Source organism: Mesorhizobium sp. M1338, assembly GCF_040318045.1.
In the GTDB taxonomy this organism is placed as follows: domain Bacteria; phylum Pseudomonadota; class Alphaproteobacteria; order Rhizobiales; family Rhizobiaceae; genus Mesorhizobium.
On the sequence record NZ_JAMYLL010000009.1, the window covers coordinates 127660 to 143834 of the forward strand.

At 60.6% G+C, this 16175-nt stretch carries 13 protein-coding genes; 7 read left to right on the top strand and 6 right to left on the bottom strand.

Annotated elements, in window-relative coordinates:
* The first annotated feature begins 96 nt into the window (after positions 1–96).
* Both NKH19_RS12025 and NKH19_RS12030 read left to right on the top strand, forming a co-directional pair.
* Entirely contained in the window at positions 97–438 is a 342-nt protein-coding gene (locus NKH19_RS12025; protein WP_352872800.1) for a DUF2934 domain-containing protein, read from the top strand.
* Complete coding sequence (locus NKH19_RS12030; protein ID WP_010910556.1) at positions 435–584, top strand: hypothetical protein; 150 nt, start codon at positions 435–437, stop codon at positions 582–584. Before NKH19_RS12025 ends, NKH19_RS12030 begins: the two co-directional genes overlap by 4 nt.
* Positions 585–786: 202 nt before the next feature.
* Here the strand turns inward: NKH19_RS12030 and NKH19_RS12035 are convergent, their stop codons facing one another.
* Positions 787–1938, bottom strand: a complete 1152-nt coding sequence (locus NKH19_RS12035) for a sulfite oxidase (protein ID WP_352872799.1) — start codon at positions 1936–1938, stop codon at positions 787–789.
* A gap of 233 nt (positions 1939–2171) precedes the next feature.
* On the opposite strand from NKH19_RS12035, the gene NKH19_RS12040 reads away from it, so the two are divergent.
* The gene (locus tag NKH19_RS12040) at positions 2172–2447 is read left to right on the top strand and encodes a hypothetical protein (protein ID WP_352872798.1); all 276 of its coding nucleotides are present in this window, start codon (positions 2172–2174) and stop codon (positions 2445–2447) included.
* A gap of 238 nt (positions 2448–2685) precedes the next feature.
* Here the strand turns inward: NKH19_RS12040 and NKH19_RS12045 are convergent, their stop codons facing one another.
* Complete coding sequence (locus NKH19_RS12045) at positions 2686–6534, bottom strand: tetratricopeptide repeat protein (protein ID WP_352872797.1); 3849 nt, start codon at positions 6532–6534, stop codon at positions 2686–2688.
* A 220-nt stretch (positions 6535–6754) separates the two neighbouring features.
* Here NKH19_RS12045 and minC point away from each other — a divergent pair, with 220 nt between their 5' ends.
* The 4 genes from minC (at position 6755) to NKH19_RS12065 (ending at position 10668) form a co-directional block, all read left to right on the top strand.
* Positions 6755–7564: a septum site-determining protein MinC gene (gene minC, locus NKH19_RS12050; RefSeq protein WP_352872796.1), complete on the top strand. Its 810-nt coding sequence runs from the start codon at positions 6755–6757 to the stop codon at positions 7562–7564.
* A 69-nt stretch (positions 7565–7633) separates the two neighbouring features.
* Positions 7634–8449: a septum site-determining protein MinD gene (gene minD / locus NKH19_RS12055; protein WP_352872825.1), complete on the top strand. Its 816-nt coding sequence runs from the start codon at positions 7634–7636 to the stop codon at positions 8447–8449.
* Positions 8446–8718, top strand: a complete 273-nt coding sequence (gene minE, locus NKH19_RS12060; protein ID WP_352872795.1) for a cell division topological specificity factor MinE — start codon at positions 8446–8448, stop codon at positions 8716–8718. Before minD ends, minE begins: the two co-directional genes overlap by 4 nt.
* A 456-nt stretch (positions 8719–9174) precedes the next feature.
* Positions 9175–10668, top strand: coding sequence for a coiled-coil domain-containing protein (locus NKH19_RS12065; protein ID WP_352872516.1), 1494 nt, complete (start codon positions 9175–9177; stop codon positions 10666–10668).
* A 116-nt stretch (positions 10669–10784) separates the two neighbouring features.
* Here NKH19_RS12065 and NKH19_RS12070 read toward each other — a convergent pair whose 3' ends face one another.
* The 4 genes from NKH19_RS12070 to NKH19_RS12085 are packed head-to-tail and all read right to left on the bottom strand — an operon-like array spanning position 10785 to position 15889.
* On the bottom strand, positions 10785–12569 hold the full coding sequence (locus NKH19_RS12070; RefSeq protein WP_352872515.1) for an ABC transporter ATP-binding protein: 1785 nt from the start codon (positions 12567–12569) through the stop codon (positions 10785–10787).
* Positions 12570–12578: 9 nt separating this feature from the next.
* A complete protein-coding gene (locus NKH19_RS12075; RefSeq protein WP_352872514.1) occupies positions 12579–13613 on the bottom strand; it encodes a glycosyltransferase family 2 protein in 1035 nt (344 codons plus the stop codon).
* Between the two features lie 3 nt (positions 13614–13616).
* The gene (locus tag NKH19_RS12080) at positions 13617–14723 is read right to left on the bottom strand and encodes a glycosyltransferase family 2 protein (protein ID WP_352872513.1); all 1107 of its coding nucleotides are present in this window, start codon (positions 14721–14723) and stop codon (positions 13617–13619) included.
* Complete coding sequence (locus tag NKH19_RS12085; RefSeq protein WP_352872511.1) at positions 14720–15889, bottom strand: acyltransferase family protein; 1170 nt, start codon at positions 15887–15889, stop codon at positions 14720–14722. Before NKH19_RS12085 ends, NKH19_RS12080 begins: the two co-directional genes overlap by 4 nt.
* Between the last annotated feature and the right edge of the window lie 286 nt (positions 15890–16175).

Consider the following 16175-nt stretch of genomic DNA (forward strand, 5'->3'; position numbering starts at 1 on the left):
CCGCGCGCCGCAGAGCATGGCGCGATCCCGTCACGAATTTTTTGGATCGTTCGGGTTGGCGCGGCGTTTATCCCTGACCCAAGGAGGACCCTAGACATGGACGACGACCGGAACGACAGGATTCGTGAGCGCGCATACCAGATCTGGGAACGAGAAGGCAGGATGCATGGCGACCCCGAGCGGCACTGGCATCAGGCCGAGGCGGAGATCGACAGGGAGGCCGCGCTGCCGCTGAAGGCGGGCGATGCGCAAACCGGCGAGATCGCCAGCACCGACGTGCTGGAGGTCGAGGCGCTGGCGGTGCGCACCGGCATATCGGGCGACGAGGCGCAGGCGCTGATCGACCGGCTGGGCCACGACCGCGCCGCCGTCGAACAAGCCGCGCGCACCCTCAAGACCAAAAGGCGGCGGAGCCCTGATGAGGGACAAGCGAAATGATCCGAAAACTGAAAGACGGAAAATACCGCCTCTATTCACGCAAGAAGGACGAAAAGACCGGCAAGCGGCGGAACCTCGGCACGTTCGATACGCGGGAGGCTGCGGAGAAGCATGAGAAGGAGGTGCAGTATTTCAAGCGGCATTGAGGGGTGCCCATTCAATCATCCGCGCGAGATCTTCACGTACCGAACAGCCGCACCCAGCCCCGCGAGGTCCAACTCGCGGCGTGAGGCTGGAGCGCACGATGCACCGCTGACCAAATTGTCATGCCGCGCGGCGTCGGCATGACAATTTTCGCCACTTCGCTGGCCTCTTGCAGGTTTCCCCACTCTTTGGCTTCAGTGTTTCTCAAACGATCTTGACGCGCCGCGTCACCTGGCCATTGCTCTCCCAGTATGTGTGCTTCTTGGCAATCAAGGGATCGTCCATTGCCGGTTGAACCTGTCCCGTGGTGCTGACCGCGCGCGAGGTCACCGTGTGTTCTCCCGGCGACGGGTTTGCCCAAGGCAGGGACCAGATTTTCCAGGCGTGTTCGGCCTCCTCGCTGTGGTCGATGGTCGCTGGCTCCCAGGGCGCTTGATCGATTTGCACCTCGACCCGGTCGATCGGTGCCCCCCAGGCCGCGCCGATGATGGCGTAGTCCGAGCCTTTCCGGGTGACCTTCGCGGGTGCCGACTTTAGAAGCGCCCGGCCCACCGAGGTCTCGGCCCACACGGTCTCGCCATTGTGGTCTTCCTCGCGGATGGTGACATAGTCGCGGGCCATCAGAAGGTTCATGAACCTTGTGTCGCGAACCTCGATGCGCTTCAGCCATTTGACGTTGGCGATCCCGTACCAGCCCGGAGCAATGAGCCGCAGCGGGGAACCGTTGGGCGCCGGCAAGGCGGCGCCGTTCATTTCATAGCAGAGAAGATTGTCGGGGCTCATCGCGTCGGCGAGCGACATGCTGCGAGCGAAATTCTGCTTCATCTTCACGTCGCGTATCGGGATCTCGCTTTCGTCGGTACCGAAAAAGACGACCTCGATGCCCTTCTCCAGAACGCCGGCTTCCTCGAGGATCGGCGCCAGCGGCGTCCCTGCCCAGCGGGCATTGCCGATGCCGCCGGTGAAAAAGGGAAACCCGTGATTGCCCGAGCATTCCACCGTGAAAACCACCTCCTTGCGCGGCCGCGCCTTGATGTCGGCGAGCGACAGCTTCAGGGGCTTCTTGACCAGGCCCTCGATCTCCATGGACCATGTCTTCTCGTCGATCGTCGGTCGATTGAAATGCGAGATGCTGAAGAACTTGTCGTTTGGCGTTATCCAGCTATCCAGATCCTCCCAGACAAGCTGCGTCTTGATACCTTCCGGATTGGGGTTTTCGGTCGGCTGATCCAGCCACGGAACGACTTCCTCGCCCGCCTGTGCTGGAAAAGCGTAGGCGCGACGCGAAAGAGCAGCGATTGCGACAAGAGCCGCGCTTCCCCCGACAAGAAGTTCCCTGCGTTGAATGCCATGCATGTTGTTTACCTCCCAGTTGATCCGGAACAGGCTGCAACGTGCGATAGGCCGTAGCCTGATCACGGATAGGCGACACAATAAAAACCATGCCCAGCCGGAAGTATCCGGATAGGTCAGACAATCACCGACGCACCTCAAGCAGTGTTGGGCGAAACTCTAGCATGCGTTTCGCAACCCAAGAGTGCGCCTTTGAAAAGGACGTGTCCACAACTTGGACGGGACATGACAATTTTGTGGCAGACAGGTTTCCTGTCGTGCCATTGCTGCTCAAATCGCGACAGGCCGGCCCTTCGGTGGGGCGCGCGAGGGCGGAGGCGCTGAAGTTGCGCCGCCGGGATCGCCGGGTGGCGAGTTCCGACGTGCTGGAGGTCGAGGTGTTGGCGATGCGCACCGGCATATTGGGCGATGAGGCGCAGGCGCTGGTCGACAGGCTGGGCGGCGCGGACGTGGAGCAGGCCGCGCGCAGCCTCAAGGGCAAGCGGAAATCCCGATCGGGGAGAGCAAGATGATCCGGAAACTGAAAGGCGGATAATGCCGGCTGAATTCACGCCAGAAGGACGAGAAGACCGGGAAAAGGCGGAATTTGGGGACGTTTGATACGCGCGAGGCGGCCGAGAATCATGAGCGGGAGGTGCAGTATTTCAAGCGGCATTGAGGGACGTGCACTCAGCCTGCCGCATCAAGCTTACAGAATTGTATGTGCCTGAGGCTATGTCGCGGCAATTAGGTCAGGAAACCGACTTGGCCTTAAGCCGGGGTTTCGTGTAGTGCGAAAAAATGACCTCTCTTCCAGCGGGCCACGTATTCGTTAAACCGAGATCTACCAACCTCGCTCATAAGTCGAGCGAGTATTCCGTTCGAATCCTGATTGCGAAACCTGGTAAGATTTTCCAGCAGCAAGCCAGTTGCAGATGTCTCCGGCAGGTCGATTTTGGAACGACTCCAAATTGACTTAAGGAACTGTGCCGAAACACCAATGTGAGATTCAAAATCGGCATCTTTGGTTCCGAGATAAGCAGCTAGTTTTTCGTATAGCGTACCTGAAATAGTACCCGCCACCGGCAGCAAGGCTTCTAACGAAAACGGCTCAACCGATACAAATCCGTGCCGTCGCTCTGCCAATTTGGCAGAGAGTTCCGAATATCTACCCATATCAATCAATCCTCGTCGCTGGGCATACATGAAGACCGGCTGCAACCATGCTGTTGGAGTCTTGAAATACTCGTATGCCAATGTACGGTAAGCTAGGTCGTCCGACAAAAGGATCATCCCATTTTCAGCTGCAACCGCCGCGCTTCCAACAAGATCGATTCCTAGTTGCGCTAGGCGCTCTTCAATCGCCGCTGGCAAATTTGAAGGGAGGCGTACCGCTGCGACCCGCATTTCATTCCGGATTACAGTTTCGCGTTCTTCCAATAGGCTCCGCCGTTGTTCAATAGTCTCCGGCGTATTCTCAATTAGGTAGAATTCTCCCTTGTAGAAAGTCGCCGACCCAGTTTTTCGCCCAGTATCTGGTAAATAATCTTCTTTCAGTTCTCCTATGTCATCGACTGAGGTTCTTGCAATCACCAATTCCCCAAAGACAGATTTGAGAACGTCAATAGCGTTAATATCAACGGCGGTCCAAAAAGTGAGGGTGTCGAGCACTACGCCGCGGGACTCGCTTTCAGCAATCCAGCGAAGGGCGCTCTCCCGCTCCGGTGATGTACCTCTGCAACATTTAATCTCGCCGCCGGTTGCTCTTACCGTTTCCATGAATGCGATGACGCTCCCACCCCCCGCCTCAGCCATCAACTGTACGGGAAGCAACCCCTTTTTGTAGGCTTCGAGCGTTCGATCGCGATGCTCTCCGTGCTTGCGCGTCACGTCCAGAAATTGGGACACGTCACCGTCACGAGCCGTGATCGTCCAAAACCCAGGGTGATCCGGGAAACGCTCGTTGAATTGCGCGGTGATATCGTGAAACACATGAAGGTAGCGGCTTTTGATCTGGGAGACCCGCCATACTTGGTCTCCTGCGGGGTGACTAACGGTTATCTCGTCGCCGACAGCTTTCCCTAATGTCTGCTGCGCATAGCGATGAGAGAGCCCATAAATTCGCTCTATCGGTCGATCTGGGCCTTCTTCAATCAGAAATGAGTTAACTTGCTGGTCGGGACCGGTTATCTCCACCCAGTTACCATCACCTACCCTGTCCGGAGAGTTCAATACTTCAGCTGACTCTGCAATAAGAATTAAACCTGCGTAGTGAAGATTAGTCGACGGATCGTCGCGCCCTTCTTTTAACGCCCTGTATCCGAATTTTATCGCCTCGGTAGGTCTGCCCATCCTAAGTATTATCTGCGCAACGCGCATTTTGTCGAGGGGGGAGCCTTCAAGTGCTTCCGTTGATATAGATGCTATAAGGTCAGATAGTGAATGGTAGCTGCCTGTTTTCCGCCCAATAGTTTGTGCTAGCAGTATCAACGCGCGGCAATCCTTGGGTTTTAGATCCAAGAAGGAGCGAAAGCGTGTCTCTGCTTCATCCAAGTCTCCGCTGTGGTAGTGATATATTCCTTCAAGGCATAGGTGCCGCTTTCCATTCCTGAGTGAAGGTTCTAACGACTCGAAGAACTTGCCTCCGCTTGCACGCGACGGAATTGCATAGGCATGTGCGTTAGCCAACATCCAAAGTTCAGAGTTGTCTTGGCTTAAGTCGACGCGGCCGTCGAGCATTCTGATAACGATACCGTAGAGTTCCTTCCCCATGGCGTAGTGCGCAACCATCGCTCGAGAAGAGAAATCGGCGCTGTCGTTTGCCACACTGATGGCGTTCTGGAATGCTTGGTTTTCCAAGCCCTCTGCGTCGAGATCTCGTGCTAAGCCCGCGGCAACGATACTGGCTCTCGGATTGCTTTCCGTTTCCCTCACTAAGTCCGTAGCCATTGTCCTCGCGGCGGCACTATCGACGTTCTTTGCGTGCGCACACTTGATTAGCGCTGCTATGACATCCCTTTCGGTCTCAGGCAGAGTCTCGGTTTCGGCAGGCGTCACGCTGCGAAGGAAAGCCCAGTCGGATCTGCGTGCCGCAATCTGAGTTGCCAGCAGGAGCGAATTCCCGGATCGCTCTAGCTTTGGGAATGAGACATCGAGGAGATTGGTGTCATTTACCTCGAAGCCAATCTGCGCTCCCAAGGCCAGCAAGTTCTGATCGGCGGGCGCAATCCTTAGCGCCTCTAGAATGACCATTCTGGCCTTCTCCATGGCCCCCATTGTGTGCAAAGACACGAGATAGTTGGCTATGTACGCTAGGTGGTCCCGTCTTGCCGGAACATCATGTTGTCGAATGCTCTCATACTGCTCTTCGAGTACTTTGGACGCGGCAGTTGCCTCTGCGCGCTCATCGTCGCTCAGTCGAACCCAATCTCGGACTTTTCTAGTTAGTCTATCTACGGTGGCATCAGCTGAGTTAAGTCTTAATTGTCGACTTTCAGGAAAACGGGTCGAAGATGCATGAGCCACTTCCCACCATTCCGGCACGTCCTCACGGTACCTCAGATAGTCGATGTAGCTGATGGCAACTTGCTCGGTAGAGCGCAGTTCTTCCGGCAGCAGATCAAGTGGTGAGCCCTTCAATGACCGATCCCTGCAAGCTTGGATCAGGTAGGCTCCTATCAATTCAGAGGCAGGAAATTTGTTCAGCGACGAGCTTGCGAGTTCAAATGCCTCCGGAAATTGCCCTTTAAGCGACAGCGCGAGAATCTTGTTCGCAAGCGACTTTTCATTCTCAGGCCAGAAGTCAGCGGCAATCAAAAGATCATCTGCGCCCTTTTGTTCATCGCCCAGCTGGACATGGCAATGCCCTATATTGGCTTTGACTCGAAACCGAATTCGTCCGGCCGTTTGTTCTTCTAAGTCAACCCAGAGGCCTTCCAATAATTTCAATGCGCTACGCGGATTGCCTTCATCGATCATCTGTCGATATCGATCAATCTCGCGATCAAGCGGTGCTTCGAGTGCTGTATCTGTAGCAGAGGGATCAGCCGGCAGCCGGGCCAATACTGCATCGATGTGGATGCTTAGGTGTTCAAAGCCTTGACGCATTTCTCGATTGCCGGCTTCTACAGCATCCCTGGTCCCTTCCGCGAAGAGGCTCACAGTCGGGTCGAAAGCGCGCATACCACGGTCCGAGTTGGCGATGCGCTCTTCAAGCGTTCGCCATCCCCAAACGCGAATGATTAGGTTCCGGCCGAGTTTAGCCTGTTCCTGCGTGAGCGTGGTGGCAAGGCGGTCGAGTCGGCCATCATTCGGTCCGGTATGAGTGACAAAATACTCCGAAATGTCGAACCCGCTGCCCAACACTTTGCGGACTTCTGCACGCAGCGTTTTCTCGTCCAGCGGCCGATTTCGGTCGATGCACTTACACTGGATTCCGACTAGCCGCCCCGCGTCGCCGTTTCGATATCCTGTTAGGTCTAATCCATATTGCTTTTGGCCGCCTCGTCCGAACCTATGGATTCCCTCATCCTGTAGGATGTCAGACCAGAGGATTACTGAAGCGCGTTCGAATGCCTCCCAATCCGCTGGAGGCTGAATCTGCGTTTGAGATAGGGCCATTGATCTGTTCTTGCAGTAAATTTCAGTCGCTGTTCAAGCACAAATTCCGAATTCCCCTGTTTTATAAAAATACACCGCCGCAGCGAAATAGTTAGATCACTGCAGAGCACGCGAAAGTCGTGAAAAGGGCGCTGCTCGCGCAGCCATCCTACCCCCCTCATTAACCATTCGTTAACCATTCCCTCGCTAGCGTTTACCTCTCAGTAAGGATTCGCAGCCAGTGACCTTTGCCGCCCCCCTCGAGGCCAAATCCATTCGCTTTCGTGCCCGCTCGTTCGTCGCTTTCACATTGACTCCTGAAGATCCCTTGGCGGCCTGGCTGGAGGGGCTGGATCACTGGATCGGCAACTCGCCCGGCTATTTTTCCGGGCGGCCGGTGGTGCTTGATCTCAACGCCTTGAAGCCCGATGTCGACGCGATCGAATCGCTGGTCGACGTGCTTGGCCATCGCGGCATCCGCATCTACGCCATCGAGCTCGACGGCCACACCGCACTCGAGCCTAACCTGCCGCCGGTGCTGGTCGGCGCCAAGGAGGCGACGACGGATGGCCTGCTGCCCGGCCGCAAGGCGCGGGAGGATGTCTCCGGAGAGGGCAAGGCCGAAGGCAGGGCGTCTGAAGCCGGCCCGGACAAGGACAAGGTCGGCAAGGCTGGCGCAAGCAAGGTGGACGAAAGCGAGCCTCAGGTTGCGCAGGAGGTTTCGGGTACGCTGATGATCAAGGCGCCGATCCGCTCCGGCCAGGCGATCGTGCATCCGCATGGCGATGTCATCGTGCTGGGTTCGGTCGCGTCCGGGTCGGAGATCATCGCGGCGGGCTCGATCCATGTCTACGGCACGCTGCGCGGGCGCGCTTCGGCGGGCGCGCTAGGCAACAAGGGCGCGCGCATCTTCTGCCGCAAGAACGAGGCCGAGCTTCTGGCGGTCGACGGCTGGTACGTGACCGCCGAGGAGATGGAAGGGGTTTCGCGCGGCAAGCCGGTGCAGGCGTTTCTCGACGGCGAGAGCCTGCGGGTTTCGACGCTGAGCTGACATTCGATAATGGGGCGGCCCACGGCCGCCCGGCAAGAACAACAAATGAACAACAACGGAGGCTTTTCAATGGGCAAGGTAGTGGTGGTCACCTCGGGCAAGGGGGGCGTCGGCAAGACGACCTCGACGGCGGCCCTTGGTGCCGCGGTCGCCAAGACCGGCAAGAAGGTGGCGCTTGTCGATTTCGACGTCGGCCTGCGCAACCTCGACTTGATCATGGGCGCCGAGCGGCGCGTGGTGTTCGACCTCGTCAACGTCATCCAGGGCACGGCGAAGCTTTCGCAGGCGCTGATCCGCGACAAGCGGGTCGACACGCTGTTCCTGCTGCCGGCCTCGCAGACGCGCGACAAGGATGCGCTGACCGAGGAGGGCGTCGGCGAAGTCATCGACAAGCTGCGCTCGGTGTTCGACTACGTGTTCTGCGACAGCCCGGCCGGCATCGAGCGCGGCGCGCAGCTCGCCATGCGCTTCGCGGACGAGGCGGTCATCGTCACCAATCCGGAAGTGTCGTCGGTGCGCGATTCCGATCGCATCATCGGCCTGCTCGACGCCCGCACCATGAAGGCCGAGCAGGGCGAGCATATCGCCAAGCACGTGCTGGTCACGCGTTACGACGCCGCCCGCGCTGCGCGCGGCGAAATGCTGTCGATCGACGATGTGCTGGAAATCCTGTCGGTGCCGCTGCTCGGCATCATTCCCGAGAGCCAGGATGTGCTGCGCGCCTCCAACCTCGGTTCGCCGGTGACGCTTTCGGAACCGCTGAACACCGCTGCCCGCGCCTATCTCGACGCCGCAAGGCGGCTCGAGGGTGAGGAATTGCCTGTTATCGTGCCCTTCGAACGCAAGGGCTTCCTCGATCGTCTTTTGGGAAGGAGGGCGGCATGAACCTGCTCGACATCTTCAAGCGGCGCTCCAGCGCGCCGGTGGCGCGCGAGCGGCTGCAAGTGCTGCTCGCCTATGAGCGCCGCAACCGCAGCCAGCCCGATCTCGTTTCCATCCTGCGCGAGGAGATCATGGCCGTCATCGCCAGGCACGTGCAGATCGACCAGGACTACCTCCAGGTCTCGATGGACCGCGGCGAGACCATGTCGACGCTGGAAATCGACATCCAGATACCCAACAAGAGCGCCGTGCCGCTGGCGATGGCTGGGTGACTTTTTACCCTCCCCCTTGTGGGGGTCCGAAGGACGGGCGAGACCCGCGGCTCGCCCCGGCAAGTCGATCCGCAACGCGGATCGGGGTGGGGGCGGCGCCATCACCCCCACCCGGACCTTCGGTCCGACCTCCCCACAAGGGGGAGGTAGGGAGCCCAGTTTTTTGCGCAGTTCCATGCCGCATCTCCATAAGAGAGCGCTATCCGCCGGCGAGCAGGGCGCGTCTTCACCCTCCCCCTTGGGGGGAGGGTCGCTGCGAAGCAGCGGGGTGGGGGTTAGCGCGGCGCTGCAGGCTTTTCCGCGGCCGCGGCAGGGCTCCTGGCAGCATCCCCACCCCAAATGTCCCAAATTAACTTCGTGCCAACGGGGGGCTTCCCCTACGCAATCGGCGGATGTAAGGATATATTAGCAATTCGTTAAGTTTCCAGTCGAGGTGTGCGTAAGGGGAGTTCGGTCATGAACTTCAGAGGCCTGATCAAGCGTGCTGAAGAGGTAGATAAAGCAGTTCAGGACCTGCAGGTCGAATTGGCCGATCAGGACCTGCAGATCGAATTGGCGGACGCGCTGGATGCAAGTCTGGACGCCGAAGACCTGGCTTCGCCAAAGAGCGATGATGTCCCCGATCCCGCCGCGGGTACCGACGACCCGCCACCCGAGGCCAATGCGGCCAATGGGGATAGTGCGAAGAACGCGGACAGTGCGGATACGGACAGTTCCGAAAGCGCGCCACGACTGACGCCCCATACCCAGACCCGACTGGCCGCATTGAGTGCCTTTGAAGGGCTCTTCCATGACGCCAGGGATTATCTGGAGGAGATCAACGACAGACTGTCGGAGATCGGGACCTCACACCATCTGACGCGCGAATTCCTCAACATCCTCCACAACGACATTCTTCGCGCCAACGAGCTGGAGCTTACAAATGCCGGCCTGGCCGCTGAACAAAAAACGCTGGCGGAAAAGCTGCACGACGCGGTGAGAAAGCTGCGCGAGCGTGAAGGCGCTTTCGAAGTGCTGCAACAGCGCGAGACAAGCCTGGTTCAAGACAGGGAGGCGCTTCGCGCGGCGCTTGCCGCGACAAGGCTGGAACTTGTGGAGACAGCCAATGCGAACGCAAAACGCGAGGCGGAGTTCGGCGACATCGCCAAGCGGCTGACCGGCAGAACGGTCGAGGCCAACAGGCGCTTGCGCGAGAGCAAGATGCTGCGGGAAAAGCATGTCAACCTGTCGATCGAGCTCGACAAGGCGCTGAAGCGGGAATCCCAGGCGCGCCACAGGCTCGACGAGCTCTCGACGATCCATGCCAGCGAAGCAGCGCGGCTTGCGGAACTGCTGGCCGCGCTCGGCAAGAGCGAGAAGGAGGAAATGCGGCTCCAGAAGGCGCTTGAGGCCGCACAGGCGAAGCTGTCGGAAACAACCGAAGCGGCCCGCATGATGGAAGGCGACAGGGAAGCCGAGCTGGCTCGCGGTCAGGCGGAAATACGCGGGTTGGGTTCGGAGATCCAGAATTTGCAGTCGCGACTAGAGCAAGCCTCGAGCGAGAACAGCGAGGCCGCCAGCGAGATCGCCAGGCTCAAGAGTGAATTGAACGACACCCTTGCCGAAAAGAAAATCGCCGACGAAAGATTGTCCGCTCTCAGCCATGAGAACGAAAACGACAGGATGAATCTTTCGAAAGTGAACGCCAATCTTTCGCAGCTTGCGCTGCAACAGGCATCGGAACAGATACAGTTCGACGTCCAGAGGCAGGAGTGCGAGGACCTCAAAGCCGAAATCGTGTCACTCAATGCCCGGATCAAGGAGTTGCTGCCCTACGAGCGGCTCCACAAGGCCACCAGCGGTAGACAGCGCGAGGGCGGCGGCGTGGTCGAGATCGCCGGAGTGATGGCGGAGAAAGCACGTACAACGGGCAGGCGGCGCATCCGCAGGAACCTCCGCGCCACGACATAGCTCAATTCGTCATTCCAGCGTCTCCGCGACGTCGCTTCGCTCCCGCTCCGCCGGGCCGGCACCTCACCCGGAGAGTAAACCAATGGGGCGCCGGGCAATCGCGGCCCGGACCCTTGTCAGTCGAGCGGCTCGTGCTGGTAAAGCTCGTCCATTGTGAGCGATGCCAGGGCGCCGAAAGGCGCCTGCTTCTTCACCCGGCCGCCGCTGAGGATAACCACGTCGTCGCAGAACGAGATGGTGCTGTGATGGTGGCTGATGACGATGGTCGTGCGGCGGCCGGCTCTCGACTTCAGGGTCTCGACGATGGCCGCTTCCGACAGTCCGTCCACCGCATTGGTGGCTTCGTCCAGGATGAGGAGATCGGGATCGCGCACCAGGGCCCTGGCCAATGCGATCCGCTGCCTCTGTCCCGCCGACAAATTGACACCCCTGTAGCCAACCAGTGTCTCGTAACCCTGAGGCAGCCGTTCGATGAATTCATGCGCTTCGGCCAGTCTCGCGGCGCCCTCGGCGTCGCTGGCCGTGGCCGCATCCTGCCCGTAGGTTATGTTTTCAAAAATGGTGCCATCGACCAGTTCCAGCTCCTGGCTGGCCAGTGCGATGTGCCGGCGCCACTGGCTGGCATCGATCCGGTCGAGGGGTGATCCATCGATTAGGATCCTGCCGGTGTCCGGTTCCACGAAGCGGCACAACAGATTGACGATCGTCGTCTTGCCGGCGCCCGAGCGGCCGATCAGCGCCGTCGAGCGGCCGCTGCCGATTTCGAACGTCGCCGAATGCAGCACCACTTCACGCCGGTCCGTGCCGGAATAGGTGAACGTCACATCATCGAACTTGATGCCCTGGCGCAGACCGTGGAACGGCCCGTCGCCTCGCGGCGGTTGCGGCTTGCCTGTGGGATCCAGCATCCATGTCACCTCTTCGAGCGATCCGCTCAGGCCTTGCAACTGGCTCCACGACCCTTGCAGGGCCCGCATATGCGGCTGCAGCCTGTAGAGCAGTATGACGAACGCGATGATCAGCGGAAAACTCACTTGCGCCAGCCAGGCGCCGATCACCACCGCCAGGAACAGCATGGCGTGGAGAACCTCCGTCAGCGGCGGCAACGCTCCCTGGCGCACAAGCAGGGCGAAAGAGGCGCGGCGAACCGCATCGGACGCCGTATCGAATATCGCCTTCTCCCGGCTCTCCTGTCCGAAGATGCGGATCAGGCGTCCGGCATGAACCAGATGGAGCATCTGCGAGGCGAGGTGGCTGTTGCGCGAAGCGACGCTGCGGCTGGGCTCTTTGAGATTGGCCGAGAGGATGGCGTGCGCGATCTGGACGAGCGCCAGTCCGAGCGTGACCAAAAGCGTCATGCGCCAGGAAAGCAGCAGCAGGAAAGCCAGCAGGATGATGGCGGCCGATGCGCTGACGATGGCCGACAGCATGATCTGGATCGCATCGGACGCCCGCCAGGATTCGTTGGAGATGATGTTGAGCAGCCGTCCGGGACTCTGCCGCAGGAAGAACGGGTAGCCGACCCGCAAGAGCTGCTCCGACAAGGCGCCGCGGATCGAATGACTTGCCTTGCCTGAGATGAAGGTCGTCAGCAGCGTGTTGGCGAAGGCGAAAACGTTCTTCAGGACGATCGAGCCGAGGATGGCTATCGAAATGGCGACAAGCCGGTCGCGCTCGCTCAAGCCCGATCCGACGTGCTGGAGGACAGCGGAGAAACCGGCCATTCCCGCCGCATCCCCGTGTCCCATGATGATGCCCAGCAACGGGATGATCAGGCCGATGCCGAACCCTTCGAGGACGGCGCTGACCAGACCGAGAGCCACCACGGCCGGAAGCAGGCGCAGTTGCCGCTTTCCGAACGCCCGGAACAGCATCGGCAGGCTTGGCGGTAGCAATGGCATTATAGCGTTTCACCTCGCCTGGGCGTTGGCTTGCTGATCTTGCCGCAGCGGCTCGGCCCGCGGCCTTCTCGCCAGCAGGAGAATCGCGAATTTGGCCGCCCCGAGCAAATTCATGACGACGATCGGCCAGTGCGGCAGGTTGAGTTCATGATCGAACGCAGGCCCACCCGCCAATTCCCGGAAAGCCCCTCTTACGGCCCAGTAGAAATGGCGAAGCAGCCAGGGCGCATGGCGAACATGTTTCAGGCAGAGCCCGCCATTGCCCAGGCTGTAGTCGCGGTGAAGCTTTTCGATGGATCCGCGATCCCGTCGGCCGTGATGATGGAGCACCGTCATGTCCGGGACATACTCGACCGCGAAGCCAAGCAACACCGCCCGCACGAGGTAATCGGTGTCCTCGGCCGAGCGCAATGGTCCGCCGGCGCCGAAGCGTTCGTCGAAATAACCGATGCGGGCCGCGACATCGCGGTGCATCGTCATGTTGCAGCCCACCACAAAGCCGCCGGGATGAACATCTGGTGTCAGCCGCTCGCGCACCCGCGACCGCTTGATGGTGAACGGCAAATCCCTGGGATCGCCAAGCTCGACACGGCCTCCCCGGATGAGCCATCGTTCCCCGGACGCATAATGTCGCTCCAGATCGCGCAAATAGTCGCGATGGACCGTGCAATCATCATCGACGAAGACCAGCACATGGCCGCGCGCGCGCCTCAGCCCGGCGTTGCGGGCAGCCGCCAATCCCGGGCGCGGCTCGCAAATGGCCGTGAATGGAATGTCCGACAGTTCGGCGATGCTGGCCAGGCGTTCGGCCGTGCGGTCGCTGGATCCGTTGTCGACGACCACGAGTTCGGCCGCGAAGCCGGCATGTTCACGGCACGCGGCCTGCACCGACTTGATGCAGGCCTCCAGCACGGCGACACGGTTGCGCGTACAGATGATGAAGCTGACTTCCGGCGCCGAGCGTTCCGGGCGGGGCCCCGCCGGAGCAAGGCCAAGCGCCGTCGAACGATCGCGCTGCAGGGGTTCGTGGGCTTTGACGATCATCCCTCAGCCCGCCTGATAAGGTGCCAGAACCGCCGCGGCGGGTGCGGATTTGAAGAAGTATGCCATGGCGTCCGCTTGCCTGCTGGCCGACAGCGAGGCGAGGCTGAGCCATGGCGCCCAGGCGCCGGGCCGCAGCGCATATTGCTCGCGGCGCCGGATGACGTTCCACTTCGCGGTCCGCGTCAGCAATTCATGCGTCAGCGGCGGCTGCCTTTCATCGGCTACGAGCTGGTAGAGAAAATAGAACAGGTTGAGCGCGCCAGCCTCGAAGCTTGGCCGCGTCGCGGCGGGCAGGGAGCAAATCTCCTCCTCCAGCTGGACGATGAAGTTGGCCGCACGGGTCACCGTGTCGCGGGTGACGGCATCGCCAATGTCGCGCAGGTCCCGCGTGGCTTCCGCCAGGCCCTGGCGCTCGAGGTTCTCGGCCACGATCCGCAAATGCGTCCTGCGCATCTCGTTGATGTGCCGGCTGGTCACGCTTTCCTGATGGACGCGGTAGATGAGCAGGTTCTCGGGCATCATGGCCGCCGGGTAACGGCCGGCCAGCCGCCTGAAAAGATCGAAATCCTCGGCGTGCCTGTAGGTCTGGTCGTAGTGGAGAACGCCGTCGTTGACGATCTTCCTGTTGTAGACCACCGTCGGGTGCATGAAGATCGTGAAGAACATCGCCAATATAGGGATGCGGCCGAACCGGAACACCGGATCGGGCTTGCCCGTGGCGATGCGGCCGCGGATCAACATATCGACGCCGGCGCCGCAGAAGCCGAGTTCGGGCCGCCGCTCAAACAGCGCCACCTGGCGCGACAAGCGCCAGGGATAGGCGACGTCGTCGGCGTCCATCCGCGCGACCAACTCGCCCCGGGCGACCGCCAGCCCTTCGTTGAGCGTCGCGACGAGGCCACGGTTTTCGCGCGAGATGATCGAGATGCGGCTGTCGGCCTCCCGGTATCGCTCGAGGATCTCGAGCGAATTGTCGGTCGACCCGTCATCGATCGCGATGATTTCCAAGCGGCCATAATCCTGCCGCAGGATGCTTCCCAGTGCGGCAGCGAGATAGGGCCCCGCATTGTAGACCGGCAGCAGAACGGAGACGAGCGGCGCCGCGGTCATCGTGTCACATCCGTTCGCTGGAGGTCGAGCGATGGCGTGCGGCCATCGGGCGATCCGCTGGGCGCCCTCGCCAGCCAACCGCCATGGCCGGCCTGCGCGGCACGGGCCCGCGCGACATAGGGGAAGTGGCGCTTCAGGCTGTTGAGCGGCCTTTCGAAGACCACCCAGGAAATCGAGGCCACGACGATCGTGGCGGCGCTTGCAACCAGGAACCGCCCTGGCCCTTGCTCCGAGACATCGAGCGGAATCCAGGGCTGCGACTTGACGGCGAGCGACAGCAATATCGGATGATAGAGATAAACGCCGTAGCTGATGCGGCCAAGCGCAAGCAGCGGCGGCAGGTCAAGAAGCTTGCCGATTGCGCCGCCAAGGCCGCTCGAACAAGCGGCAACGATGGCCATCAGCGGCACCAGGGGCAGGACTTCCCGCAGCAGCCAGCGGGCCCATTCCAGCATCGGATCGGCGGGCGCCGGGACAAACCACTCGATCATCAGGAATGCGGCCGCGAAGGCAGGCCAGCCCAGCCGCACCCATTGCGGCAGGGCCGCGCCCCTGGACCGCCAGCAGGCAAGCAGTGCACCCGACGCCAGCGCATCCATGGATGCCGGCGGCAGCAGGTCGCGCGCCAGCGCCGGGGTGGCGGTGACCGGCCAATAGAAGCGATAGGCCAGCGACAGCGCGATGACGCCGATGCAGATCGCTTCGAAGCGGCGGCGTGGGGCCAAAAGGACGACCAGCGGCCAGGCAAGATAGAACTGCTCCTCGATGCTCAGGCTCCAGGAATGGCCCAGCACCCAAGGGTTCCAGTCATTGTGCAGCGCATACCAGAAATTCGACAGATAAAGCGCATGCCAGACCAGCGACCCCCTGGACTGGTCCAGGTCGACCAGCCAGACGAAACCCAGGACGGCAAAATAGGGCGGGAATATCCGCAGCGCCCGCCTGATGTAGAAGGATCGCAGCGCAGGGCCGGTCTCGAACTCGGCGGCCGAACGCGCTTCCAGGAGCAGGCGCGTGATCAGGAAGCCGCTCAGCACGAAGAACAGCCGCACGCCGATATGACCCCAGAAGGAAGATCCCCCCGCCGCGAAGAAATGGGAGTACATCACCATCGTCACGGCGACGGCCCTCAGTGCATCCAGTTGGATGTCGCGGGCGTTTCCCATCAGCGGCTTCCGCCGGCGCGATGTCCGCGATGAAGCTGTCTGCTGGTCGGCTTGAGCGGCAGCGTGCCGGCGTCGCCAATCCCGGGCTTTGCAAGTCCGGCCCGGCCGGGCTCGACGTACAGACAACTCAAGTTGGCCAAGCTGGCGGTTCCTCCACGGCCTATGTCCAGTCGCGAAAAGTCCCCCGGGAAATGGATCGGCTATGGCATTGTGCAGCGCAACACAAAAAATTTACCCATCTGAAATACTCCGGTGAGCAGGGCACTAAATTATCGACAAAACGGCC

What these genes read in the sequence shown, in the direction of transcription:
- NKH19_RS12025 (WP_352872800.1), top strand. Translation starts at nt 97, where the DNA reads ATGGACGACGACCGGAACGACAGGATTCGTGAGCGCGCATACCAGATC.
- NKH19_RS12030 (WP_010910556.1), top strand. Translation starts at nt 435, where the DNA reads ATGATCCGAAAACTGAAAGACGGAAAATACCGCCTCTATTCACGCAAG.
- NKH19_RS12035 (WP_352872799.1), bottom strand. Translation starts at nt 1,938, where the DNA reads ATGCATGGCATTCAACGCAGGGAACTTCTTGTCGGGGGAAGCGCGGCT.
- NKH19_RS12045 (WP_352872797.1), bottom strand. Translation starts at nt 6,534, where the DNA reads ATGGCCCTATCTCAAACGCAGATTCAGCCTCCAGCGGATTGGGAGGCA.
- minD (WP_352872825.1), top strand. Translation starts at nt 7,634, where the DNA reads ATGGGCAAGGTAGTGGTGGTCACCTCGGGCAAGGGGGGCGTCGGCAAG.
- minE (WP_352872795.1), top strand. Translation starts at nt 8,446, where the DNA reads ATGAACCTGCTCGACATCTTCAAGCGGCGCTCCAGCGCGCCGGTGGCG.
- NKH19_RS12065 (WP_352872516.1), top strand. Translation starts at nt 9,175, where the DNA reads ATGAACTTCAGAGGCCTGATCAAGCGTGCTGAAGAGGTAGATAAAGCA.
- NKH19_RS12070 (WP_352872515.1), bottom strand. Translation starts at nt 12,569, where the DNA reads ATGCCATTGCTACCGCCAAGCCTGCCGATGCTGTTCCGGGCGTTCGGA.
- NKH19_RS12075 (WP_352872514.1), bottom strand. Translation starts at nt 13,613, where the DNA reads ATGATCGTCAAAGCCCACGAACCCCTGCAGCGCGATCGTTCGACGGCG.
- NKH19_RS12080 (WP_352872513.1), bottom strand. Translation starts at nt 14,723, where the DNA reads ATGACCGCGGCGCCGCTCGTCTCCGTTCTGCTGCCGGTCTACAATGCG.
- NKH19_RS12085 (WP_352872511.1), bottom strand. Translation starts at nt 15,889, where the DNA reads ATGGGAAACGCCCGCGACATCCAACTGGATGCACTGAGGGCCGTCGCC.